Origin of the sequence: Exiguobacterium sp. B2(2022) (assembly GCF_028823655.1) — a bacterium.
GTDB lineage: Bacteria > Bacillota > Bacilli > Exiguobacteriales > Exiguobacteriaceae > Exiguobacterium > Exiguobacterium aestuarii_A.
This window is the reverse complement of sequence record NZ_JAPEHX010000001.1, coordinates 41,806-66,604: the sequence shown is the minus strand read 5'-3', so window position 1 is coordinate 66,604 and position 24,799 is coordinate 41,806. Positions and strand designations below refer to the sequence as shown.

30 protein-coding genes are annotated in these 24,799 nt (G+C 47.4%); all 30 read right to left on the bottom strand.

The genetic code is table 11. From position 1 onward, the window contains the following. Positions 1-29: 29 nt before the first annotated feature. The 30 genes from rseP to ON063_RS00240 all read right to left on the bottom strand — a co-directional run bounded on the left by rseP (position 30) and on the right by ON063_RS00240 (position 24,793). Positions 30-1,280 carry an RIP metalloprotease RseP gene (gene rseP / locus ON063_RS00385; RefSeq protein WP_214691840.1) on the bottom strand — a complete coding sequence of 417 codons (1,251 nt, stop codon included), beginning with the start codon at positions 1,278-1,280 and terminating at the stop codon, positions 30-32. 3 nt (positions 1,281-1,283) lie between these two features. Further along, positions 1,284-2,441 (bottom strand): 1-deoxy-D-xylulose-5-phosphate reductoisomerase, encoded by a 1,158-nt coding sequence (gene dxr, locus ON063_RS00380; protein WP_274663870.1) that lies wholly within the window; start codon positions 2,439-2,441, stop codon positions 1,284-1,286. A 14-nt stretch (positions 2,442-2,455) separates the two neighbouring features. Next, a complete protein-coding gene (locus tag ON063_RS00375; protein WP_214745433.1) occupies positions 2,456-3,253 on the bottom strand; it encodes a phosphatidate cytidylyltransferase in 798 nt (265 codons plus the stop codon). Position 3,254: 1 nt separating this feature from the next. Next, positions 3,255-3,992: an isoprenyl transferase gene (locus ON063_RS00370; protein WP_214745435.1), complete on the bottom strand. Its 738-nt coding sequence runs from the start codon at positions 3,990-3,992 to the stop codon at positions 3,255-3,257. Positions 3,993-4,076: 84 nt separating this feature from the next. Continuing rightward, positions 4,077-4,637 (bottom strand): ribosome recycling factor, encoded by a 561-nt coding sequence (gene frr, locus ON063_RS00365; protein ID WP_074034674.1) that lies wholly within the window; start codon positions 4,635-4,637, stop codon positions 4,077-4,079. After that, positions 4,634-5,359, bottom strand: a complete 726-nt coding sequence (pyrH, locus tag ON063_RS00360; protein WP_074034675.1) for a UMP kinase — start codon at positions 5,357-5,359, stop codon at positions 4,634-4,636. The genes frr and pyrH overlap by 4 nt, the downstream gene beginning before the upstream one ends. Before the next feature lie 110 nt (positions 5,360-5,469). Further along, on the bottom strand, positions 5,470-6,351 hold the full coding sequence (tsf, locus tag ON063_RS00355) for a translation elongation factor Ts (RefSeq protein WP_074034676.1): 882 nt from the start codon (positions 6,349-6,351) through the stop codon (positions 5,470-5,472). Between the two features lie 117 nt (positions 6,352-6,468). Then, positions 6,469-7,209 carry a 30S ribosomal protein S2 gene (rpsB, locus tag ON063_RS00350; RefSeq protein ID WP_015881415.1) on the bottom strand — a complete coding sequence of 247 codons (741 nt, stop codon included), beginning with the start codon at positions 7,207-7,209 and terminating at the stop codon, positions 6,469-6,471. Between the two features lie 152 nt (positions 7,210-7,361). Next, positions 7,362-7,748, bottom strand: coding sequence for a hypothetical protein (locus ON063_RS00345; protein WP_274663869.1), 387 nt, complete (start codon positions 7,746-7,748; stop codon positions 7,362-7,364). 12 nt (positions 7,749-7,760) lie between these two features. Beyond that, positions 7,761-8,531, bottom strand: a complete 771-nt coding sequence (locus ON063_RS00340) for a FliA/WhiG family RNA polymerase sigma factor (RefSeq protein WP_274663868.1) — start codon at positions 8,529-8,531, stop codon at positions 7,761-7,763. Between the two features lie 12 nt (positions 8,532-8,543). Further along, positions 8,544-9,029 (bottom strand): chemotaxis protein CheD, encoded by a 486-nt coding sequence (locus ON063_RS00335; RefSeq protein WP_074034679.1) that lies wholly within the window; start codon positions 9,027-9,029, stop codon positions 8,544-8,546. After that, entirely contained in the window at positions 9,022-9,621 is a 600-nt protein-coding gene (locus tag ON063_RS00330) for a chemotaxis protein CheC (protein ID WP_214691834.1), read from the bottom strand. The genes ON063_RS00335 and ON063_RS00330 overlap by 8 nt, the downstream gene beginning before the upstream one ends. Continuing rightward, complete coding sequence (locus ON063_RS00325; RefSeq protein WP_074034681.1) at positions 9,611-10,042, bottom strand: chemotaxis protein CheW; 432 nt, start codon at positions 10,040-10,042, stop codon at positions 9,611-9,613. Before ON063_RS00325 ends, ON063_RS00330 begins: the two co-directional genes overlap by 11 nt. Before the next feature lie 12 nt (positions 10,043-10,054). Next, a complete protein-coding gene (locus ON063_RS00320) occupies positions 10,055-12,043 on the bottom strand; it encodes a chemotaxis protein CheA (RefSeq protein WP_274663867.1) in 1,989 nt (662 codons plus the stop codon). A gap of 19 nt (positions 12,044-12,062) precedes the next feature. Further along, positions 12,063-12,902, bottom strand: coding sequence for a MinD/ParA family protein (locus tag ON063_RS00315; protein ID WP_214875479.1), 840 nt, complete (start codon positions 12,900-12,902; stop codon positions 12,063-12,065). Beyond that, a complete protein-coding gene (locus ON063_RS00310; RefSeq protein ID WP_274663866.1) occupies positions 12,881-13,954 on the bottom strand; it encodes a flagellar biosynthesis protein FlhF in 1,074 nt (357 codons plus the stop codon). Before ON063_RS00310 ends, ON063_RS00315 begins: the two co-directional genes overlap by 22 nt. Continuing rightward, positions 13,955-15,976 carry a flagellar biosynthesis protein FlhA gene (gene flhA / locus ON063_RS00305; protein WP_446719112.1) on the bottom strand — a complete coding sequence of 674 codons (2,022 nt, stop codon included), beginning with the start codon at positions 15,974-15,976 and terminating at the stop codon, positions 13,955-13,957. Between the two features lie 13 nt (positions 15,977-15,989). Then, entirely contained in the window at positions 15,990-17,084 is a 1,095-nt protein-coding gene (flhB, locus tag ON063_RS00300) for a flagellar biosynthesis protein FlhB (RefSeq protein WP_274663864.1), read from the bottom strand. Next, the gene (gene fliR, locus ON063_RS00295) at positions 17,081-17,851 is read right to left on the bottom strand and encodes a flagellar biosynthetic protein FliR (protein ID WP_214783751.1); all 771 of its coding nucleotides are present in this window, start codon (positions 17,849-17,851) and stop codon (positions 17,081-17,083) included. The genes flhB and fliR overlap by 4 nt, the downstream gene beginning before the upstream one ends. After that, positions 17,848-18,120: a flagellar biosynthesis protein FliQ gene (gene fliQ / locus ON063_RS00290; protein WP_015881403.1), complete on the bottom strand. Its 273-nt coding sequence runs from the start codon at positions 18,118-18,120 to the stop codon at positions 17,848-17,850. The genes fliR and fliQ overlap by 4 nt, the downstream gene beginning before the upstream one ends. A gap of 11 nt (positions 18,121-18,131) precedes the next feature. Continuing rightward, the gene (gene fliP, locus ON063_RS00285; RefSeq protein WP_214783754.1) at positions 18,132-18,797 is read right to left on the bottom strand and encodes a flagellar type III secretion system pore protein FliP; all 666 of its coding nucleotides are present in this window, start codon (positions 18,795-18,797) and stop codon (positions 18,132-18,134) included. Further along, positions 18,794-19,288, bottom strand: coding sequence for a flagellar biosynthetic protein FliO (locus tag ON063_RS00280; RefSeq protein ID WP_274663863.1), 495 nt, complete (start codon positions 19,286-19,288; stop codon positions 18,794-18,796). The genes fliP and ON063_RS00280 overlap by 4 nt, the downstream gene beginning before the upstream one ends. Next, positions 19,285-19,650 carry a response regulator gene (locus ON063_RS00275; protein ID WP_074034690.1) on the bottom strand — a complete coding sequence of 122 codons (366 nt, stop codon included), beginning with the start codon at positions 19,648-19,650 and terminating at the stop codon, positions 19,285-19,287. Before ON063_RS00275 ends, ON063_RS00280 begins: the two co-directional genes overlap by 4 nt. Positions 19,651-19,663: 13 nt before the next feature. Further along, positions 19,664-20,782 (bottom strand): flagellar motor switch phosphatase FliY, encoded by a 1,119-nt coding sequence (fliY, locus tag ON063_RS00270; protein ID WP_274663862.1) that lies wholly within the window; start codon positions 20,780-20,782, stop codon positions 19,664-19,666. Continuing rightward, positions 20,779-21,768, bottom strand: coding sequence for a flagellar motor switch protein FliM (gene fliM, locus ON063_RS00265; protein WP_274663861.1), 990 nt, complete (start codon positions 21,766-21,768; stop codon positions 20,779-20,781). The genes fliY and fliM overlap by 4 nt, the downstream gene beginning before the upstream one ends. 9 nt (positions 21,769-21,777) lie before the next feature. Then, positions 21,778-22,230 (bottom strand): flagellar basal body-associated FliL family protein, encoded by a 453-nt coding sequence (locus tag ON063_RS00260; protein ID WP_214691824.1) that lies wholly within the window; start codon positions 22,228-22,230, stop codon positions 21,778-21,780. Then, on the bottom strand, positions 22,223-22,441 hold the full coding sequence (locus tag ON063_RS00255; RefSeq protein ID WP_031421671.1) for a flagellar FlbD family protein: 219 nt from the start codon (positions 22,439-22,441) through the stop codon (positions 22,223-22,225). Before ON063_RS00255 ends, ON063_RS00260 begins: the two co-directional genes overlap by 8 nt. After that, positions 22,441-23,310, bottom strand: a complete 870-nt coding sequence (gene flgG, locus ON063_RS00250; RefSeq protein WP_074034702.1) for a flagellar basal body rod protein FlgG — start codon at positions 23,308-23,310, stop codon at positions 22,441-22,443. Before flgG ends, ON063_RS00255 begins: the two co-directional genes overlap by 1 nt. 18 nt (positions 23,311-23,328) lie before the next feature. Next, complete coding sequence (locus ON063_RS00245) at positions 23,329-23,757, bottom strand: flagellar hook capping FlgD N-terminal domain-containing protein (RefSeq protein ID WP_214691822.1); 429 nt, start codon at positions 23,755-23,757, stop codon at positions 23,329-23,331. After that, the gene (locus ON063_RS00240; protein ID WP_274663860.1) at positions 23,729-24,793 is read right to left on the bottom strand and encodes a flagellar hook-length control protein FliK; all 1,065 of its coding nucleotides are present in this window, start codon (positions 24,791-24,793) and stop codon (positions 23,729-23,731) included. The genes ON063_RS00245 and ON063_RS00240 overlap by 29 nt, the downstream gene beginning before the upstream one ends. Positions 24,794-24,799: the final 6 nt, after the last annotated feature.

Sequence of the window (24,799 nt, the reverse complement as noted above, 5' to 3'; positions counted from 1 at the left end):
GTTCAACGTTTCCCTTCTCTACAAACAGCTTATTTAAAGAATGATTGAATGTCGTTCCAAGTGACAATCAACATTAAGATCATCAATAAGGCAAACCCGATAAAGTGGACGAATCCTTCCTTTTTCGGATCAATCGGACGCCCTCGCACCGCTTCGAATAAGAGGAAGATCAATCGTCCTCCATCCAAAGCCGGAAGTGGGAGCAAGTTGAAGATCGCAAGGTTGACAGAAAGGAGCGCTGTCCAGTTCAACAGCATAATCAAACCGCTCGCTGCCACTTCGTCTGTCATCCGTACGATTCCTACAGGTCCTGCCAATTGATCGACACCAACTTGTCCTGTCACCAAATCACCGACGGCTGAGAAGATGAGGGTGGACATCGTCCACGTCGTCTCAGCACCTGTCGTCACGGCTTTGACCGGTGAACGCTCTAATGCGTTCGTGACACCTAGAATCCCGACCGTTTCGCCATTTTGTTCAACCGCTTGTGGTGTGACGGTGACGGTCGCCTCTTCACCATCGCGGACGTACGTGACGTCTGTTGGCGTATCGGCGCGGTCAGCTAGAGCCGTGCGCAAGTCGAGCCAATCCGTGACTGGTTCGCCTTCAATCGAAACAATTTCATCTCCACTCATCAACCCTGCCTCATCAGCGGCTGAATCAGGTTGAACGGTACCGATTTGACCATCGTTCGTCGGCGTTCCTTGAACGAGACCCACGATAATGAGCAAGATGAACGCTAACACGAAATTCATCGCTGGACCGGCTGCAATCGCCAAGACCCGTTTCCATACCGATTGGGCACCGAACGTGCGATCATACGGTGCGATTTGAATTTCCATCCCTTGGTCGACAAGAAGTGTATCCCGTTCTAACGAATAGACACGCACTTCCTCGTCGATGAGGAGCTGTACTTTTAATTCATGCGTCGCATCAAATTTATCGACGGTCCCGACGACTTGAACATCCGTAGCGGTGTCCGGCTGAAAATAAACCCGATCTACTGTGCCTTGTTCGGTTAAACGAAGTCCAACGTGTTGCCCTGCACGTACTTCAATCGGTTCGAAATCTTCCCCAGCCATTTTGACATAGCCACCGATTGGTAAGAGACGGATGGTATAGAGCGTTTCATTTTTGCGGAATGAAACAATTTTCGGACCGAATCCGATTGCAAACTCGTGACAGAGAATGCCTGCCCGTTTCGCCATGACGAGGTGTCCCCACTCGTGTACAGAAATGAGAACCCCGAACATCAGGACGATGGCGATAAAAGTCGTCATGATTTATTCCCCACCTTCAATTCCTTGCTGAATCTGTTGACGTACTGCTTGGTCCACTTCTAGAATTTGTTCGAGCGTCGGTTCGGCAATCACTTCATGTTGAGCCATCGCCTCTTCAACGAGTCGTTCAATTTCTAAGAACGTGATCTGACCATTTAGGAACAGGTCCACTGCCATTTCATTGGCCGCATTCAGGACTGTCGGCATCGAGCCGCCGATTCTTCCTGCTTCAAACGCTAACCGAAGTGCCGGATAACGGTTGAAATCAGCCTCTTGAAAATGTAGCTTACCGATTTCTTTCAAGTTTAACCGCTTATTCCCCTCAATTTCAAGCCGCTTCGGTTCCGAAAGCGCATAGAGAATCGGTCCCCGCATATCCGGGTTTCCGAGTTGTGCCATCACGGCCGCATCTTTAAATTCGACCATCGAGTGAATAATCGATTCCCGATGCAAGATGACTTCAATATCATTATAGTCGATATCGAACAGCCAGTGTGCCTCGATCACCTCGAGCCCTTTATTAAACATCGTCGCAGAGTCGATTGTGATCTTCGCCCCCATCGACCAGTTCGGATGATTCAATGCATCTTCAACCGTCACGTCGGCTAGTTCTTCCCGTGAACGGTCACGGAAACTTCCACCAGACGCTGTTAAAATAATTTTTGAAACATCTTCTCTTCGTTCCCCGTTCAAACATTGATAGATGGCAGAATGCTCGCTATCGACCGGTAAAAGTTTAACCCCATGTTCTTTCACGGCCGCCTTGACGAGATGCCCTGCCGTAACGAGTGTTTCTTTGTTGGCGAGTGCAATATCTTTTCCTGCTTGAATCGCAGCAAGCGTCGGCTCGAGACCGACCGCTCCCACGACTGCTGTCACGACGATATCCGCGCGTTCTGCCGTCGCACACTCTTTGAGACCTTCAGGACCGATGAAATATAGAGGTTCATATGTAAGGCGCGGCTTCAATTGTTCGAGTACTTCGATACTTGTCGCCGACACATATTTTGGTCTAAGTCGATTGATCCATTCCGTGGCGACATCGACGTTCGTGCCGAACGCATACGCCTCTAATTCAAACAGGTCGGGGTGCTGTTCGATGACGTCACATGTCTGCACGCCAATCGAACCTGTCGCCCCAATTAAGCTAATTCGCTTCATCTCGACACTCCTTCTTATAGCAGATTAAACACCCAAATGACGGTAAAGACCGCAATCATACTGTCGAACCGGTCAAGGATTCCTCCATGCCCAGGTAAGAGATGACCCGAATCTTTTACTCCGAACTGACGTTTATAAGCGGATTGTACCAAATCACCGAGCTGTCCGACGACAGCAACGACAATGGCTAAAATAATCACTTCTAATACTGGTAAGATTGGATCGATCCAGACGAAGATGATACCGAGTACAATGGCTGATACAATTCCACCGATTGCCCCTTCGATCGTCTTATTCGGGCTGATTGAGGGCCATAATTTTGCCTTCCCGAACGCTTTTCCAGTGAAATAGGCTCCAGAATCCGTCGCCCAAATCATGAACAAAATGAGCAACACTTTTGACAACCCATCGTCAGATAGACGTACGAGCGCGAAACTTGAGAAACCGACGACCAAGTAGACAGCGGATACAAAATAGAATCCTGCATCTTCATATGTGAATCGATTTTTTGTGACAACCGTCCAAAACAGTAATAACACAAGCCCTAATACGAGCCACTGTTCAATCGTGAACGGCATCTCATCCGTGACGATTCGCGTTTCCAGTAACAACAAGACGAACGGGAAAGCAACGAGGAGCGATGTCACTAAAAATGGGAATGCCAACAGTTTATGTTTTCGCATCAACGTAAACTCGCTCAATCCAATGAGGGCGAGAATCCCCATTAAAGAAACAAAGGCGTTACCACCGAGTGCAATGACGGTAATAAAAATTGCGCCCGCCCAAAGTCCTGTAATAATTCGTGTCTTCATGTTACACCCCACCAAAACGTCGCGTGCGCGCGTTGTAAGATTCAATCGCTTCTACAAAATGCTCACGCTTAAATTCCGGCCACAATACCTCTGTAAAGTGGAGTTCAGCATATGCGCTTTGCCAAAGTAAAAAGTTTGAGAGTCGTTGTTCACCGCTTGTACGTATGATGAGGTCCACATCTTGAACGTGAGTCATGAGACGTTCACCGATTAACTGATCATCCACGGCGTCTGACATTAGCATACCAGACTGTACATCCTCGGCAATGCTACGCATCGCTTGGACGAGCTCATCCCGACCACCGTAGTTGAGTGCGAAGACGAGTTTCAAGCCTGTATTTGTAGCAGTCCGTTCTCTCGCCTGATCGACAGCCTCCCGCGTCTCGCGTGGAAGCTTCGTCGTGTCCCCAGCGACAAGCACCTGGACGTTCTGTTCATGAAGTTCCTTCAAATCGGTCTCTAAAAACTGTTTCGGCAACTTCATCAAGAATGAGACTTCCTCTTCCGGACGAGTCCAGTTCTCCGTAGAGAACGCGTAAAGCGTCAGTGATTGAATCCCGAGTTCTTGCGCTGTCCGAACCGCTTCACGGATTGACTTCATCCCTTCTCGGTGACCCATGATGCGAGGGAGACCACGTTTTTTGGCCCAACGTCCATTTCCATCCATGATGATGGCTACGTGCTCAGGAACACTTAATTCTGCCTCGATTTTTGTTTTAGGATTCACCCATTTAAACATTCTGTTATCCTCCTGATTGTATGAAAGAAGGACCCTCTCAGAAAAAGGGTCCCCACACAGCTTTTTGGTATACCACTTCCGTGATTACACTTCCATGATTTCTTTTTCTTTCGTTGCTGCAGATTCATCAATCTTCTTGATATACGAATCCGTCAACGTTTGAACGTCATCTGCATATCCGCGGAGATCGTCTTCTGTTAACTCGCCATCTTTTTCGAGTTTTTTCAAGTTTTCGTTGGCATCACGGCGAACGTTACGGACAGCGACTTTCGCCTCTTCCGCATATTTCTTCGTGATTTTAACCAATTCTTTACGACGTTCTTCCGTCAAGGCAGGAATCGCCAAACGGATGACTGTTCCGTCAGAAGATGGAGACAAGCCGAGGTCTGCCTTTTGAATCGCTTTTTCTACTTCTGAAACCATTGATTTATCCCATGGTTGAATCAAGAGCAAGCGCGCTTCTGGTGTATTGATGTTTGCTACTTGATTGAGTGGTGTCGGAACACCATAGTAATCAACTTGAACAGGATCCAAAATCGATGCGCTGGCACGGCCAGTGCGAAGCGTACCAAAATCACGTTTCAGTGACGTGTGCGCTTTTTCCATTTTTTCTTCAGCTGTTTGCAATACTTCTTTGACACTCATGAATTGACTCCTCCTACTACCGTCCCGATATGTTCCCCGAGTACGACACGTTTAATATTACCTTCTTCAAGCAATGAGAATACAATCAATGGAATGTGATTGTCCATACAAAGTGATGTTGCCGTTGAGTCCATGACTTGAAGCCCGTCTTTTAAGACATCAAGGTATGACAACGACTCATATTTCACTGCAGTGGCATCCAATTTCGGATCAGCAGAGTAGACGCCGTCCACATTGTTTTTACCCATTAAAATGACATCGGCTTCGATTTCAGCAGCGCGAAGCGCAGCTGTCGTATCCGTTGAGAAATATGGGTTTCCTGTACCCGCTGCAAAGATGACGACGCGACCTTTTTCAAGGTGACGCATTGCCCGGCGACGAATGTATGGCTCAGCAACTTGTCGCATTTCAATTGATGTTTGGACACGCGTTTGGACACCGTACGTTTCAAGGCTGTCTTGAAGGGCAAGTGAGTTTAAGACAGTGGCGAGCATTCCCATGTAGTCTGCGTTTGCCCGGTCCATTCCAAGTTCACTACCCGTCTTTCCACGCCAAATGTTTCCGGCACCAACAACCACGGCCACTTCTACACCCATCTCGATCAATTCTTTAATTTGATTTGAGATTGAGTTTACAATGTTAGGGTCAATCCCATAACCTTGATCTCCAGCGAGCGCTTCTCCACTCAATTTTAACACAATTCGTTTATATTTCGGTTCCATAACTTTGCCTCCTCTTGCTTGAAAAAAGGGAACACGCTCCCTTAACGAACTAACTCAAGGTTATAAAGACGTGTTCCCAATTTTGAATGCATCATATACGATGACGCAGATTATTTTTTAAGTTGGTTCATAACTTCTTCAGCAAAGTTCTCTTCACGTTTCTCCATACCTTCTCCTACTTCGAAGCGTACGAATGAGTTGACTTTCCCGCCTTTAGATTCTACATACTTACCAACTTTGAAGTCGCCGTCTTTTACGAACGTTTGGTCTACGAGGCAGATTTCCTCGAAGTACTTGTTCATGCGACCAGCAATCATCTTCTCAACGATGTTAGCAGGTTTGCCTTCGTTAAGAGCTTGCTCAGTCAAGACTTTCTTCTCACGGTCGATTTCTTCAGCTGATACTTCATCGCGTGTCGCGTAAAGTGGACGTGCTGCTGCAACGTGCATTGCAACGTCTTTTGCAACTGTTTCGTCAGACGTGCCGTCGATTACGACTACAGAACCGATGCGACCACCCATGTGGAGGTACGTACCGAATACAGCGTCGTCAGCTTTTTCAAGAACAGCTACACGGCGGAGTGAGATTTTCTCTCCGATTGTAGAAGCTTCTTCTTGAATGTACGTTTCAAGCGTTTTGCCTGCTTCGTAATCAGCTGCGAGTGCTGCTTCTGCAGTTGTTGCGCCTGAAGCGAGTACTGCTTTTGCTACGTTGTTGACGAGTGTTTGGAACTTCTCGTTCTTCGCAACGAAGTCTGTTTCTGAGTTGATTTCGACGAGCACAGCTTTGTTGCCTTCAACTGCTACTGCTGTCAAACCTTCAGCGGCGATACGATCACCTTTTGCTGCTGCTTTAGCGATTCCTTTTTCGCGAAGGAAGTCAATTGCTGCTTGCATGTCACCGTCTGTTTCAACGAGTGCTTTTTTGCAATCGAGCATTCCTGCTCCTGTTTTTTCACGAAGTTCTTTTACCATTGCTGCTGTAACTGCCATCGGAAATTCCTCCTTGTAAAACTTACGAATTTTAAGAAAAAGCACGAGGCTTTTTGAATACTTGTCCTAAAAAAAGGTGATAAAAGGCTTTCCCTTTATCACCTATTGTCTCACTGATTACTCAGCTTCTGTAGCTTCAGCTTCTGTCGCTACAGCTTCTTCAGCAACTTCTTCTTCACCTTGCTTCGCTTCGATGATCGCATCTGCCATTTTCGAAGTGAGCAATTTAACTGCACGAATTGCATCGTCGTTCGCTGGGATAACGTAGTCGATTTCATCTGGGTCACAGTTTGTGTCGACAATCGCAACGATTGGGATGTTCAATTTGTGAGCTTCCGCGATTGCGATACGCTCTTTACGTGGGTCAACGATGAAGAGGGCGTCAGGCACACCAGGCATATCCTTGATTCCGCCGAGGAACTTCTCAAGACGAGTCATTTCTTTTTTCAAGATGATGACTTCTTTCTTAGGAAGTACTTCGAACGTGCCGTCTTCTTCCATTTTTTCGAGTTGCTTCAAGCGGTTAATACGCTTTTTGATTGTTGAGAAATTAGTGAGTGTTCCACCCAACCAACGCTCGTTAATGAAGAACATACCAGAACGGATTGCTTCTTCTTTGATTGTATCTTGAGCTTGTTTTTTCGTACCAACGAAGAGGACGTTTCCGCCTTCTGCCGCGAGTTCACGAACAAAGTTGTAAGCTTCGTCTACTTTTTTGACCGTTTTTTGAAGGTCGATGATGTAGATCCCGTTACGCTCTGTGAAGATGTATTTCGCCATTTTTGGGTTCCAACGGCGTGTTTGGTGACCGAAGTGTACACCAGCTTCAAGCAATTGCTTCATTGAAATTACTGCCATGATAAATTTCCTCCTTGTGGTTTAAAAAAGTCCTCCGCCTCGTTCATTGTTGTATTCCGACCTTTCGGCACCGAGGAATATCATCCCGAGACGTGTGTGATGTGTTTAACACCGAGAACTACTATAGCATATGTCACGAAATCCGGCAACTCTCACTTTTTACGAAGTTTCGCATATAGCGCGAGTTCACCTTCCCCTTTTCCGAGGATGCGGGCCGCGTCTCGAACCGAGTGGCGCAGTAACACATCGTCTACGTCAACCGACGTTGTTGAGTTCTCTTCATTCAACTCATCGGACAAGGACTCAACGTTTGCTTCAACAAGTATCGAGTCTTCCTGACGAACGTCCGCTTTACGCTCTACCGGTTCCTTCGTGACAAGGTCGTTCATCGACTCCATGAACGAGAGAAGCAACGTCTCCGTTTCATGCTTCTCCCGTTCGAGTCGTTCGATCCGTTCTCGTAACGTCTGGACTTGACGGTATCCGAATAAAAAACCGTAAGCAACCAAACAAGCCGTGATCACATATACAATATACACTTGTTCATCTCCTTACGACGTCTTTTCTTCTAAATACGACCGTCCGAGTGCCTGCTTTAACGTCTTCAACGCTTTTGAATGGATTTGAGAAATGCGGGAAGTCGATAATTCGAGCACTTCCCCAATCTCAGTCAATGTCAATTCATCAAAATAAAATAACGATACGACGAGCCGTTCTTTTTCCGATAGATGGTCTACTTCTGTCGCGAGCACATCAATCAACTCTCGTTGAAGGAGTGTGTCTTCCGGTTTTTCGGAGTCCGGGTCGAAGTACGTGACTGACATGACTTTGCCTTCCTCTTGTAACGTCACGGTCTCGTCGATCGATAACATATTAGCAAAATACCCTTCTGCCATCGTTCGTTCGATTTCTGAAACAGGAAGATCACAAGCAAGCGCCAACTCATTCTTCGTCGGAGCGCGATGAAGTGACTGTTCAAGTTGTTCTGCCGCCTGATCGATTTTTTTCACTTTCTCACGAACCGATCGAGGCAACCAGTCTACTTTTCGCAACCCATCGATGATGGCTCCTCGAATTCGAAATGCAGCGTACGTATCAAATTTATTATTATGCTCTGGATCATATTTCATAAGGGCATCGTACAATCCCATGTAACCCAAACTTTTCAATTCGTCGCGTTCGACGCTCTTTGGAAGCGTCACGATCATCCGTTGTACGTGGTAGTGGATGAGAAACTCGTAATGTGCTAGTAATTCGTTTGCTGTATCCATATCACGGTCCGTATTCCAGCGATCCCACAACTGTGTAAGATGAGTCGTCATGTCGATCCCCCCTTATAGTTCTTTCGTACCTACGCTCACCGTCCGAATCGATAAGACCGATGTCGCAACATCGAATTCAATCGTCCGTCCGTTATGACCGCCACAATCTTCGGCCACGAGCGGAATCCGATGAACCTTTAATGCTTGACGAATCGCCTCGGCGTTCCGTTCGCCGATTCGCATCGCTTCATTCTCATATTTGAATTGAAACATTTGTGCCCCACCAGCCATTTTTGCTTGTAACCGTGTCGCTCCCTCTCGTTTAAGAGAACGGACGAGCGTATCGATGGCTGTGTCCGCATATTTTCCTACTTCAATCGCTTGATTCTTCCTCGCAATGGTCGAGTCGGGTAACATGACATGCGCCATTGCCGCCAATTGGAGGCGAGTGTCATATAAGATGACACCTACACACGAACCAAGTCCGGCTGTCCGTAACCGATTCGGTGCCGTCGTTTGCTTCCATTCGGCGATGCCAATTTTTAAAACGTCAGCCATGACCAATCAACCGTTCTTGAATGCGTTTGAGTGAACCATGTGTTGGTAGGAACAACACATGTCCTGCACTTACTTTTTGATCAATCATAAAGGTCGTATCGATATACAGTGCGGCGTCTTCCTCAGGTTGAACCGATGTGACGACAAACTCGACGATTGATCCCGCCATATCGATTGCGGTTGCCGGTACTTGGATCATGATTGGAGTCTGCAACCAATCACCAAGTGCCCGTGCATACGCACCGCTCATAATATTCCCGACTTCTTCCCAGGCCGATTGTCCGAGTTCATCACCAGATTGGAATGAAAACGGCATGCCGATCAGTGTCGAGACCATCTGTTCGGCGTCTTCAACGGCAAATAAAATAAGTATCATACCACGAATCTCACCGTCTAACTCGAGTAGCACCGAAGCGACATGTCGCTCCGGACCACCAACCCGATCTGGTAAATAGGAGATTGGCTCCATCTCGGCCGAAGAGACCGTGATGTTCACCGGTTTGGCTAACATGGCGGATAAAGCAGTTGCCGCATGTCCAGACCCTATATTTCCCAGTTCCTTTAACAGATCTTGCTCAAACTCACTCAGCATATTGTTCCTCAAACAACGCATTCGCATCGAGAAGCGAGAAGAGCTTGTCTTCCCCTTTAGCGATTGCTGTCAAGTGTGCTGAAATCATGTCGCGACTCGACTCCGGAATCGGTTCAATCCGCACTTCATCACTCTCGACAACTTCATTTGCCCGGTCAACGATAAAGCCCGCGTCCCCTTGATTCAATGATGCGATTAAAATACGTGTCTCATCCGTCGGTTCGATTTCTTCATAACCGAGGCGTAAACGAAGATCGATGACCGGTGTGACGACACCTCGAAGATTAATGACCCCTTTCACGTGTGACGGGGCGTTCGGGACGCGTGTGATTGGCTGAAGTCGCTCGATTGAGCGGACCGATTGCACATCGATTCCGTACGTATTTTCTTCAAGTGAAAAGACTACCCATTTCTGTTCCATCTATATTCCTCCTTAAAAGAGATCGTTACTATCTACGATAAGGGCGACGCGACCGTCACCGAGAATGGTCGCACCTGAGATAGCAGGAATCCCTTCAAGATACGTACCGAGCGGTTTCATGACAATTTCTTGTTGGCCAATCAAATCGTTGACGACGACACCAACGAGTTTGTTACCTTTTCGAACGACGACGACCGGGAATTGGGACTTCGTTTCCGATTCGATTCCGAACATTTCTTTTAAGTAGACGAGTGGAACCAATTGACCACGGAAATCAAACACACGCTCACGATGCGCCGTCAAGATGTCCGCCTCATCAAGTAAGGTCGTCTCAAGAATCGATGACAACGGAATCGCATACGATTCCTCGCCGACTTGTACGAGCATGGCCGAGATGATGGAGAGGGTGAGTGGCAAGCTGACTTGGAATTTCGTCCCTTGTCCCGCTACCGTCTCTAACGAAACGACACCACCGAGCGACTCAATTTTATTTTTGACGACATCGAGGCCGACACCACGACCTGAAAGGTCCGTCACCACATCTGCTGTCGAGAACCCTGGGGCAAAGATCAACATCGCCAACTCATTCTCAGTCATCATGGTCGCCTCTTCATCTGAAATGACACCACGCTCCAACGCTTTAGCACGAACTTTGTCGACATTGATCCCTGCGCCATCATCTTCAATTTCGATAAAGACACGGTTCCCGCCGTGATAAGCACGAAGGGCGAGCATGCCTTGTTCCGGCTTTCCAGCTTGTACGCGAACTTCTGGACGTTCGATTCCATGGTCGATTGCATTCCGAATCAAGTGAACAAGTGGGTCGCCAATCTCATCGATGACTGTCCGATCAAGTTCTGTCTCGGCACCTGAAATATTCAATTGAACTTTCTTATGAATATCTTTTGCGACTGAACGCACCATACGTGGGAAACGATTGAACACTTGCTCGATTGGCATCATGCGAAGTGTCAAAACAAGAGATTGTAGTTCATTTGTACCTCGCTTGATTTTTTCAACCGTTTCATTCAATTCTGGTTGTCCTACCTCGTCAGCAAGTCGTTCCAAACGTCCACGATCGATGATAAATTCTTCAAACAAGTTCATGAGACGATCAATTCGTTCCAAGTTGACGCGAATCGTCTTCGCCTGAGCCTGGGCCGCAACTTGTTCTTTCGTATCTTTTTCTTCTTGGTCTGAAGCTGTCTGCACTACTGGTTCCGGAACTACCGTTTCAGCTGTCACTGCGACTTCTGGTTCGCTTTCTGGCGCTCCTGTGAACACATTGACTTCGACACGTTCCACTTCCGATACTTGGGCGATGGCGTGTTCGATGACTTCCGCAGTCTCTTGTGAGAGGAACAAGACGTCAAACGACAAGTCGAATTGCTCTTGTTCAATCTCTTCTGTCTCCGGATGTGTCCGTACCACTTCACCGAGTTCCTGAAGGCGATCAAACACCATGTACGCTCGAGCTGCTTTTAAGACGACAGCGTCTGATAGTTTCACAGTGATTTGATACGCTTCAAACCCAGTTTGTTTCGCCTGGTCGATGACCGAGTTTGTGTAAAGGTCGACTTCGAAAGTACTCGACTCTTTCGCTTCAGTGACCACGACCTCTTTTCCACCGATAAACGATTGGAAGGCAGCGACCGTTTCAGAAACATCCACGTTTGCTCCTTGTCCCCCGTTCTCGATGTCGGCGATCATGTCTTCCATTTGTTCCATAGCGATGAACATCGTGTCCAACAAGAGTTGGTTGCTTTCTTTTTTACCACCACGAACGAGGTCGAGTGCACTTTCCATCTCATGCGTTAAATTGGCGACGCGTTCGTACCCCATCGTCGAAGACATCCCTTTTAACGTATGTGCAGACCGGAAAATCTCTTGAACGACATCCGCCCCACCCGACTGCTCTAACTTAAGTAACTGTGTGTTGATCGATTGGATATGTTCTTGGGATTCATCTAAAAACAACCCTAAGTATTCGTTCACGTCCATCTTTATTGCCTCCCTGTCGTTATACTCGGTTCCATTGTTTCCGTAAGTTCCCCATCAAACGGTCCATCAAGTGACGTGGTTTTGGAGGCGTTCCCGTAAGCGTTGTCAAAATTCGTTCGAGCCGCCAGCTAATATCACTTTTTCGATTGTATTGATAAAACGGGACTTGTGCGATGACTGCCTTTCTGACTGAAGGGTCATCCGGTAAAAATCCGAGGAATCGAATCGTCTTATTTAAGAACTGCTTGCATGCGACTTCCATCCGTTCGAAACATTGCAGTGCTTCCTCTCCAGACTGAGCTCGGTTTACGATGACGCCGAGTGGTAAGTCGGGATATTGATGATGCACTAGTTTTGTATATGCGTACCCGTCCATGAGCGAAGTCGGTTCCGGTGTTAAAATCAAAAACATTTCGTCACACCCCGCAATAAATTGCAGGGAGGTGTCCGTCGCCCCGGCGCCCATATCGAAGAGGACGTAATCATATGCGGTCAGTACTTCGAGTTCTCGCATGAGAAATTGCATGTCATCATCTGAGAGATGGACGAGTTGGTCTTGTCCACTCCCTCCATGTAATATATCGACACCATGCACATTTTTCTGAACAGCTGCAGCCAATGGAATACGAGCTTTTACGGACTCGATCATCGTTCTCGACTTCATTGCGTTCATCAAGATGTGAACGTTGGCCATGCCAATATCAAAGTCAACGATCAACACCCGTTTTCCGAGCTCCGAAAGGGCAATGGCCGTGTTGACGCAAACGTTCGTCTTTCCAACGCCGCCTTTCCCGCTCGCAAAAGCGATGGTCGTCGGATGGACATCATTGATTGCTCTTAAACGCCTTGCTTGGTCCATCTGGCCCAACCTTCTTTCTCAAACAGTCGTTTCGTCAATGCCTCCGCATCTCCTCGAATCAAATCATCTGGCACTTCTTGACCGTCTGTCATCCATGCGACAGGCAAGCCGCTCTTTTTTACCATTCGATACATCGCGTGGATGTCACTCGTCTCATCCGCTTTGGTGAAGATGAGCGAACTGAGGGGGAGGGATTCGAACTGGGAATAAATCATATCCATATCTTTCATTTTGGAAGTCAAACTCAATACAAGCGATAGACTCGTCTCCGTGAAGTCATGATGTTCGTGAAATTGTTCCACGTAGGCTGGGTCTCGGAAGTTTCGACCTGCCGTATCAATCAATACAATATCTTTTCGCGCAAATAATTGCTTCGCACGCTTAAAGTCATGAAAGTCATATGCCACTTCGACGGGGATACTCATAATTTCAGCGTACGTCTTCAACTGTTCGATGGCCGCGATTCGATACGTATCTGTCGTAATCAGCCCGACCGTTTTGCCTTCTGTCAATTTGAAATGTGCAGCTAGTTTGGCAAGCGTCGTCGTTTTTCCGACACCCGTCGGTCCGACGAGCATGACATAGCGCTTCGCTTCAGGCGGCTCGACGAAAGTCGATTTAACTTGCTCATACACGAATCGTTCGGCTACTTCCACAGACTTCGTCGTATAGTAAAGCTCATTTAACGTCTCTTCCCATGACTCTTCTGCGAACGACTCCGTCGAAAGTAACGCGTCGATGTGCTGTAGTGACGAGTGCAGCCTTGGTGCTGCCCCTCTTACCATACGAGGTGTTGACGGTACTTGAGGTGATGGCGTTGGTGCAGGTGCTGTTGTCTGCTCTGGTCGAACCGATTCTGTTCGCCTTGGCTTCGTGACCGCCTTCTCTTTTTCGAGTGCGGCGATGACTTCCACTTGTTTCGAAGCGAATAAACCAAACCATCCGGTCTTCACTTGCCGCGAATTGAGGATGACCGCTTCATCACCTAGCTCTTGCTTCACTTTCGTCATCGCCTCAGCCATCGTTTTTGCTGTAAATTTTTTAATTTGCATTTAAATCACCCCAATACTTTTCACTTCGACGGAACTGAGTAACTCGTTATAGGCCAAAACAGGCACATCTGGATAGTATCGTTCGAGCAACTGTCGGACGAACAATCGAATCGTTGGTGAACATAAAATCACCGCCGATGCACCGTAGCGTTCGAACATCGACAATTGTTCACCCGTACGTTCGATGATCTCACGTGCTTGCTCCGGGTCGAGCGCCAAATAGTTCCCAAACTCGGTCTTCTGTACGGCATCTTGAACGGTCTGTTCCGTCTGACCACCTAACGTGACCACATACAATGGACCTTCTGGTGGCTTGACTTGGTCGGTCAGCTGACGTGACAATCCTTGGCGACAATATTCCCCGAGGATTTCTGCATCTTTCGTCACCTTTCCGTAGTCTGCCATCGTCTCGAACAAGAGAGGCAAGTTTCGAATCGATACGTTCTCTTGTAATAAGTGACGTAGTACTTTTTGAATTTCACCGATCGAGAGGACTGAAGGCGTCACATCGTCTACAAGAACCGGATGAGTTTCCTTCAAGTGCTCGACAAGTTGTTTCGTTTCTTCACGACCGAGTAAATCAGCGGCATGCTTTTTCAGCGTTTCGGTCAAATGTGTCGCGACGACGGATGGTGGGTCTACGACAGTGTACCCACTCATTTCAGCTCGTGTCCGTGTCTCCTCATCAATCCAAAGGGCAGGAAGTCCGAATGCCGGTTCCGTCGTTTCAATTCCATATACTTCTGGGTCTTCAATCCCTGGGCTCATCGCCAAGTAATGGTCGAGTAACAACTCCCCTTCTGCGACGACGTTTCCTTTCACCTTGATGCGATACGCGTTCGGCGAGAGTTGTAGGTGGTCGCGAATACGAACCGTCGGCAAGATAAAACCGAGTTCGAGTGCAAGCTGACGACGAATCATGACGACACGATCTAACAAGTCACCGCCTTGTGACTCATCCGCAAGGGGAATCAAGCCGTAACCGAACTCGAATTCAATCGAATCGATTTGTAAGAGCGAGACGACAGATTCTGTCGGAGCCATCGAAGGTTCTTCTTCCATAATCGGTTCCTCCGTTGCCTGCCGGATGTTTCGTCGCATCGTATACGCTCCGAAGAACGCTGTACCTGCGATGATCATCGTCACCGGAATAAGTGGAGGTGACACGAAACCGAGCAAGAAGACGATGCCTCCTGCGATATAGAGAAGCGATGGGTTTTGACCGAGCTGGTCGATGACATCCTCCCCTAAATTGCCGTCTGAGACGGCACGGGTCACGATGATCCCGGTCGCCGTTGAAATCAAGAGTGCCGGGATTTGACTGACGAGTCCGTCCCCGATCGTCATAAGCGAGAACGTTTGGAATGCCTCCCCGACCGGTAGTCCCATTTGAACGACGCCGATAATGATTCCGAAGATCAAGTTAATCGTCACGATGATGATCCCGGCGATGGCATCTCCTTTGACGAACTTGGATGCCCCATCCATCGAACCATAAAAGTCGGCTTCGCTTTGAATTTTACGGCGACGCATCTGCGCTTCCTTGTCATCAATCAATCCGGAGTTCAAGTCAGCATCGATGGCCATCTGTTTCCCTGGCATCGCATCGAGTGTGAAGCGGGCGGATACCTCAGATACACGCTCGGCACCTTTTGTGATGACGACGAACTGAATGATGACGAGGATCAGGAAAACAACGAATCCGACAAGGACATTTCCTCCGATGACGAAGTCACCAAACGTCGCAATGACTTCCCCTCCATACCCGTTCGAGAGAATCGAGCGGGTCGTCGATACGTTCAATCCGAGACGAAACAACGTCACGATCAATAAGAGAGAAGGAAATACGGAGAAGTCAAGCGCTTCTCTGGCATTCATCGCCACAAGTAAGATCATGATGGCGATTAAAATATTTACGATGATTAAAAAGTCTAATAAAAAGCCCGGTAACGGGATGATCAGCATGATGACAATCATCAAGACACCAATCAAAACTGCAAAGTCTTTTGCTTTTACTGCCAACACATACTCCTCCTCAAGACGGTTGCTTCATTTGATAGACGAACGCGAGCACTTCCGCGATTGCTTGGTAGAATGATTCGTCCACCACTTCTCCAATATCGATTTGTGCGTAGAGCGCACGTGCGAGCGGCTTGTTCTCGACAATCGCCACATCGTGCTCTTTTGCGACATCTCGAATATGAAAGGCGACTCGGTCGACCCCTTTTGCGACAACGAGCGGCGCAAAATCTTTCGTGTCATCGTAGCGGATGACGACCGCGTAATGGGTCGGGTTTGTGATGACGACGTCGGCATTCGGAATTTCTTGCATCATCCGTCGCATCGCCATTTCCCGTTGTTGCTGCTTAATCTTGGATTTGATGAGTGGGTCACCCTCCGAGTTTTTATACTCGTCCTTAATGTCTTGCTTTGACATTCGAATCGATTTTTCGAAATCAAATCGTTGGTAAAAAAAGTCGAGTAATGCGAGTGCGAGCAAGGCGACACTCACCCAGAGCCCAAGCTCAATCGTGATCCCTGCGAGCGCGACAATCGATTCTCGAATCTGTTCGACGGCCATCCGGGACAATTCTTTTTGGTTTTGCCAAAGGACAGCAACAGCGGTTGTCAGGATAATCAAAAATTTGAATAAGGACTTTAAAAATTCGACGACCGCTTTCATGCTGACGATCCGTTTTACCCCTTTGATCGGGTCGATCCGTTCGAGCTTTGGCTGGATTGCTTCCAAAGAAAACAACGTTCCAACTTGTAAATAGTTGATGAGAATCCCAAACACGACAGCGACGATGAAGAATGGAGCCAAAATCAGTCCGACTCGAAGCATCAAGTCGAGGACCATTCCTGACATGCCCTCAGATATATTGAACAGTAAATATTGTGGGCTAAGTAAATCACCGACTAATGAAAGCAGTTGTTGCCCAATCAATGGTCCGAAGAATGACAGCATGAGAAACATGGCAAAGAGCGCGAATGCTCCCGTCAAATCAGCAGATTTCGCGACTTGCCCTTTCTTTCGTGAGTCCTCTCGTTTACGCGGTGTCGCTTTTTCTGTTTTTTCACCTGCAAAAAACTGTAGATTGACCGATAAAGGATATAGAGGCTTCTTCATGAGGCATCTCCTAGTATGAGCATAAAGTCGTGCATGACTTCTTGTAATAGCGGAATGAACTGACTAATGCCCGTCAATGTCAATCCCATCAACAACACCATGACGGCAAATCCAGCAATGAGTTTAAACGAAAAACCAATTGCAAAGATATTGAACTGTGGCGCCGATTTCGCTAAAAATCCAAGTGCCAAATCGACAAGTAGTAATGATGCCATCATCGGCAAAGCCAATTGCAAGGCGACCATCATCGTCATCGTGACAACTTTCACTGCCATCATGAGTGAGGCTTCCGAGAAGTTGATCATCGGTTGACCGGGTGGATAGATTTGAAAACTGTAATAAATGCCGTCAATCAGGAGTAAATGTAAATTACTCGTCAATAAGATGAACAAGGTAAAAATATAATAAAATCGTCCAATGAGCGGAGACTGTCCGCCAAACATCGGATCATATGCGGAAGCCATCGCCAATCCAAGTTGAAGATCGATGACCCCTCCGGCAATTTGCGGAGCAAAAAAGAGAATGTTAATCAATAGTCCAAGCAACAGTCCAATCATGACCTCATAGACGACTTGCAGGACGAACGCATTCGTCATCTCGATTGGCTCGGTCAATGTGAACATTGCGTAATACGCTAAAAACGCGCTGAATCCGACGCGATGCATAACCGGTAACTGCCTCGTCGAGAACAGTGGGACACTGACAAAGAAGCCAGAAAGTCGCGCAAACGTAAGACCGTACATACTGATGAAGTCGACCGCATTCATTTCGACGCAACCTCGACCATCAGCTCAAAAATCAGTCGCGTGAATCCTTCAATTTGTTGGAGCATCCAGGGTCCGAAGATGACGAGACCGATGAAGACCGAGATGATTTTTGGGACGAACGAAAGCGTCTGTTCTTGAATTTGAGTCGTGGCCTGTAAAATCGAGATCACGAGACCGACAATCAGTGAAATGAGTAGCAATGGCATTGAAATTTTTAATAATGTCCACACACTCTCTGTTGCCAAGTAAATGACCATTTCTTGTGTCATGTCCGTTCCCCCTACATACTTCTAAGCAATGATTCCACAATCAAGTGCCAGCCATCGACCAATACAAATAACAATAATTTAAACGGTAAGGCAATCATGACCGGTGGTAACATCATCATCCCCATCGACATGAGGACACTCGCAACAACCATATCGATAATTAAAAATGGCAAGAAAATCATGAATCCGATTTGGAAAGCCGTTTTTAACTCACTAATCGCATATGCCGGAACGAGCGCGAGAAGCGGTACGTCGTCAAGTGATTCAGGCTGCTCGTAGTTCCCATACTTCAAAAAGAGTTGCAAATCTTCTTGTCTTGTATATTTCGACATGAATTCTTTCATCGTCCCGCTCGCTTCATCAAACGCTTCATCTTGAGAGATTTGATCATCGAGATAAGGTTTTAATGCGTTCTCATTCAAATCAGAGAGAACGGGAGACATGACGAACAATGTAATGAACAAGGCTAATCCGACAATCAACTGGTTTGGCGGTGTTTGCTGTGTACCGAGCGCCGGTCGAATGAAAGATAAGACGACGACGACACGTGTGAAGCACGTCATCAAAATTAAAAAAGATGGTGCAAGTGTCAATAACGTCAGTAAAATCAAGAGTTTGATCGATGTGGATGTACTGTCTGGTGTCTCTAAATTGATTAATTGCTCAAACGTTGTCATGACTTCTTCCTCACTTCTTCTAGTTGAGCAAGTTGTTTCTTAAAGGTATCCAAAAATGCATTCGAATTCGCCGTTCGGAGTGATAAAGGTTCCGACTGCTCCTCGTCCACCGCTTCCGCATCGAGTCGATCAATCAATTGAATCGATTCCCCGACGCCGAGGACATAGACTTGATCTCCAAGCTTCACGAGTTGGACGGAACGGTCTTTTCCGAGTGGGACTCCTCCGAGATGTTTCATATGCTGAGTCGCTTTCACACCTTGTGTTTTGGAACCGAGCCAACGCATCAAGACGATGAAACCGCCGACCACGACTACGAGACTCAACACGACTTTCACGCCATTCCCAATCGTTGACGCTGTCGTTGGAACGTTACTTTCCAATTCTTCTGTCTGTTTTTGCTCGAATTGTTGGTCTACGGTGGCGGCCTCAACCGTGGTCGGAATATAAAGACCGACCACGAGAAGAATAATCAACCACCATTTCTTCATTGTGCGACCGTTTTAGAAACCGCTTCGATGACGCGCTCTGCGTTGAACGGTTTGACGATGAAGTCTTTCGCACCTGCTTGAATCGCATCGATGACCATCGCTTGTTGCCCCATCGCTGAACACATGATGACTTTTGCGTTCGAGTCGAAACTACGAATCTCTTTTAATGCTGCAAGTCCGTCCATCTCTGGCATCGTGATATCAAGTGTGACGAGGTCCGGTGTGAGCTCACGATATTTTACGACCGCGTCAGCTCCGTTTTCTGCCTCACCTACTACGTCATATCCGTTCTTTGTCAAAATATCCTTGATCATCATACGCATGAACGCTGCGTCGTCTACTACTAATACTTTTGCACTCATTCTAATTTCCTCCTTAAACGATTCCGATCCGCTCATGCGGTTGAATAATTTCTGTTACACGTACCCCAAAGTTTTCTTCAATGACGACTACTTCTCCTCTAGCAATCCGCTGTTGGTTGACGTAAATATCAACAGGTTCGCCTGCTAGCTTGTCGAGTTCGATGATTGAACCTTGTGATAGCTCGAGTACTTCCCGGACAGATTTTTTCGTTCTGCCTAGTTCGACGGTCACGTTCAACGGAACGTCATACAGTAATCCTAAGTTCGCCGGCACGGACTCTTGCGGAGCCGGTGATTGGAGCGGCATGAATTCTGCTTGGCTTACCGCGACCTCCGGCATCGATTTTTGCTTTTCCGGTTGTGGTTGTGCCTGTGGTTGCGCCTGTGGTTGAGGTTTCGGTGCCTCGGCTTTCGGCTGTTCTTTTACAGGCTCCACTGCCGTTTGTGCCTCACCGGTCGCTTTCATCAATTCGTCGACCAACTGTTTTCCAAATTGAATTGGTGCAATTTGAACAATTGTCGAGTCAATCAATGTACCGACTTTGAGATTGAACTCAATGAGCACCATCGTCTCCCAAAGTTCGAGGCGGTCGATAATGGTTTGATTTTTCGTCGCATCAAACACTTCGACAAGTGGTGGAGAAATGTCAATCTTCTTCGAGAATACTGTCGATAAAGATGTCGCGGCAGCACCCATCATCTGGTTCATCGCTTCTTGAACGGCCGATAAACGAATCTCATCAAGGCTTTCAGGATCGACGTTCTCTCCCGTCCCACCTAACATGAGGTCAGAGATGATAGCCGCATCTTCGCGAGTCAAGACGAGGACATTTTCACCCTTTATCCCTTCCGTGTACCCGACACGTAATGCCACATGAGGCGTCGGATAACGCTCACGCAACTCTTCGATTCTCACTTCACTGACAACCGGTGTCGTAATTTCTACTTTTTGTTGTAGCAACGTCGACAATGCCGTTGCTGAGTTTCCAAACGAAATGTTTCCGATTTCCCCAAGAGCATCGCTTTCCATCGAATCTAGGTGCTCTTCTTTTTCCGCCTTTGGCGTCGGCGTACTGTCGCTTGTCCCACGTAGTAACGCGTCAATTTCATCTTGTGACAGCATTTCACTCATTGCTCTTCCTCCTTCACACGGTGAAGCACCTGAACCGCCATCCGCTTCCCGCTCACACCGACTTGCCCTTTAAATACTTTATTCTCCCCTACCATGATAGATAGAGGTTCTTTCGCCACTTGATCAAGTGCCAAACAGTCCCCAACTTCAAGGTGCAACAGATCACCAAACGTGATTGTCGTTTCGCCTAGTAACGAGACGACCTCGACCGTCGAGTTCATCAACTGGGCTTTGAGTGGTTCTTTGCTTGACTCACTCGCATTACGACGATTCGCCTCCTGCATCCAGTAATGACTCGACAACTTCGACAAGACCGGTTCGATTGTCACGAATGGAAGACAAACGTTGATCGTTCCGCTCACTTCGCCGATCGTCACCCCGATCGAGATGAGGACGACCGTCTCGTTTGGTGAAACAAGCTGTAGAAACTGCGGATTTACTTCCACTGCAGACATTTCCGCCTTAATTTCCGCAATCGATTCCCACGCGTCTCCATACGTTGAGAAGGCACGCTTATATAATTGCGTCAGAATGCGCATCTCGATTTCTGTGAACGATTCAATTTTGTCCATCTCGACACCCGGACCGCCGAGTAGACGATCGAGCATCGCATAAGAAATGTTCGGATTGACCTCGATGATAAATCGTCCGTTTAACGGTGGCGCTTCAATCAAGTTGATCATCGTCATACTCGGAATAGAATGAATGAATTCATCGTAAGGTAATTGTTCGACCGAGTTGACGGAAAACTGAACATATGTGCGAAGTTGGGCCGAGAAGAACGTCGTTAACATGCGAGTGAAGTGCTCGTGAATTCGAGTCAAACTGCGAATCTGATCTTTTGAAAATCGGACGGCTCGCTTGAAGTCATATTGCCGAACTTTCTTTTCTTCCTCTTGCGCAAGAAAGGATTCCGCTTCGACATCCCCACTGCTTAGTGCAGATAGTAAGGCATCAATTTCTTGTTGAGACAGTACTTCTCCCATGATGCCACCTCACTGAATAATTTTCTTCGTCATATAGACGCGTTGGACTTCACCTTCTTCAAGCAGTCCATTAAGTTGTTCTCGTAGTGTCTGTTCAAACTTTTGCATATCTTCTTTTGTCGCTAACTGTGTTTTTGTCATTCCAGCCAAGTCCCCGAGAATGACGTTGTGTACTTGGAATTTACGTAACTCTAGATTCTCCCTTGTTTCCAAAGAATCTGTGACAATTGTGAATTGAACGTTGATGAAACGCTCATCTTGAATGTTCGTCGTCATGTCATCGGTCGTGAAGCTTCGTTCCGCCAATTCTTCGGCAGTGACCGGTTTCGTTTTAGCGGTGACGTTATCTCCGAACACATATTTATATGTCATGAAACCGGCTCCGCCCATGACGAGTAGGACGACTAGTAAGATGATGACAACCTTCAGGCCGCCACCCTTTTTCTTCTCTTCTTCACTCATCTTCTTCACCTCTTGTGAACATCGTTCCGACTAAACCGATTGAGCGGTAAAAGGCTTCAGTTCGTTCAATGATTTGATCTTTCGTTTCTTTCACGAGATATGTTTTGCCATTAAACAATTGGATAATCGTGTCCGGTTCTGCTTTCACCGTTTCGATGAGCAAAGCGTTGAGCACGAATTCCTCACCCCGAAATGCCGTGACGCGAATCATCAGCGTTTCAAGTTGACGAGTTCTTGAAGGATCTCGTCTGACGTTGTAATAATTCGTGTGTTCGCCTGGAAACCACGTTGTGCCACAATCATTTCCGTAAACTCTTCTGAAAGGTCGACGTTCGACATTTCAAGAGCACCTGAAACGAGGTTACCTCGTCCTAAATCACCGGCTGCCCCGATGAGTGGGTCGCCTGAGTTTTGAGATTGTAAGAAGTTGTTGGCACCGACTTTCGATAAACCAGCATTGTTGCTAAAGTTTGCCGTCACAATATAGCCTGCTGTCTGAAGTGCACCGGCTGCATCGACATAACTGACTTGACCGTCTTTTCCAATCGACAATGAACGTGCATCTGTCGGAATTGAAATTTTTCCGTATGCCGTCGAACCTGCCACGACGTCAGGAATATTCCCAGTCAAGTTAGGAGCAGGTAGGTTAGCAGCAGGTTTTGCACCCGTTCCTAATAAGTACGTTCCTTCACCTGTTACCAAGTCACCGTTATTGTCCGTATAAAAGTTACCAGCACGTGTGTACTGTGCTTGTCCGTTGACGATTGTGACGAAGAAGCCCTCACCGGAGATACCGACGTCTAACGCACGTCCCGTATTTTGCATCGCTCCTTGGTTGTAAACGTTATCGACCGTTGCCATCGTGCCACCAAGACCGACCTCTTTCGGGTTAATTCCTCCGGCCGTCGCTCCGTTCCCGCCTGAAGCACTACCGACTTGTTGACTGACGAGGTCTTTAAACGTGACACGACCCTTTTTGTAACCGAACGTGTTGACGTTGGCGATGTTGTTCCCGACGACGTCTAGCTTAGATTGAAAGTTCTTCAGTCCACTGATCCCTGAGTACATTGCTCTTAACATAATAATTTCCCCCTATGCTTATTTGATGGAAGTGATATCGTACACGCTAACGGATGTGCCGTCTTCAAGGTCGGCCATGTATCCAGTTAAATCAGATCGTGAAATCGAGACGACACGGCCTGAGCCTTTTGTCGTTTCTTCACTCGATTCCGAACTGTAGTCAATCGTTTTACCAATCATGCTACTGAATTCAGAAATCGAGGCCATATGACGGTCAACCAATACCGAATCGAGTTGTTTCGAAATCGTTTGCATTTGTTCTAGTGAAGAAAATTGCGCCATCTGAGCGATGAACTCACGGTCTTCCATCGGTGACATCGGGTCCTGGTTCGCGATTTGAGCGAGCAGCAACTTCATAAACATGTCCTTGTCATATTGATTCGTCGCTTTGGGAAGCGACTGGTCTGGCAATGTAAAATCATTCGTCTTCGGTTGGATGCTCGTCATCTTCAGACCCTCCTTTTGGTTGTTCGTGCGGTTGCTCCTGTTCCGGTTGCTCGGAACCGTCTGGCATCGTCGATTTCGCATCGAGTGCTTGTTGTGTCAAGTTGACCTCGACACGAACGTTTTGGGAATGAGGCATAAGCGTTTGCTGCAACTGCTGGACTTGTGACTGAATCAGTTGCTTCGCCTCTTGATTGCTTGCGAACAACTTCACGACAAGTTCCCCGTTCTGCCGTTCTAGCTTGACGACGAGTTCTCCTAGCTGTTCTGGATAAAGTCGTACCGTAAACACTTTCGATCCATCCGCTCCACTTTGAAATGGTGCTTTTTGAAGTGCCGCCTCAATCCTTGCCTGTAAGTTTTCAGGTAAGGAGCCCTTTGAGGCATACATGACCGTCTCAACATCAATTTGTGGTCGTGACCAGTTCAAGCCTTTCGGTAACCAATCCACGTTACTTGGTTGAGGGAGCGTTTTCGCCACTTTCACGGTTTCAACTTGTGGTAGAACGGGAACTTCCTTCATATTGCCGGCTGGTCCATCAAACTGTGCGATCACCCGTTGAATCGTTTGGATCTGCTTCCCAAGTTCTTGATTCGGGACAGCATGTGTCATATGACTTTTCGCAGACGGATCTGCCTGTTGAACGATGCCACTACTTGAACCAGTTGTCTGAGCAAGCACAAGCGGTGCATCCTCAGCATTGCTAGACGGCATGGACAAGTGCCCGAGTACGCCTACATATGCATCCATAAACGTCCGATATGCATCTTGCGGAAGTGATTTGAGCCATTTCAAAGTTTCAGGTTTTTGAAACCATGTCTCAAGTTCCTGCGCCACTTTTTCGAGGTCGACCAGTTCTTCAGATAATGCGCCTTCTTCAAATTGAGGAAGCCCTGCTTGCTCCCGGGAGCCTTGCATTGGGGCAAGCATGGCGGATAAGAGGCTTAAAAACCCGCCTGCCCCCTGTGATTCGCCTTCCGCTACTCCGGTACGAGTCGTTGAACCTTGAATGGCTTGAGTTAGTAACGCAATATTCAATGTGGG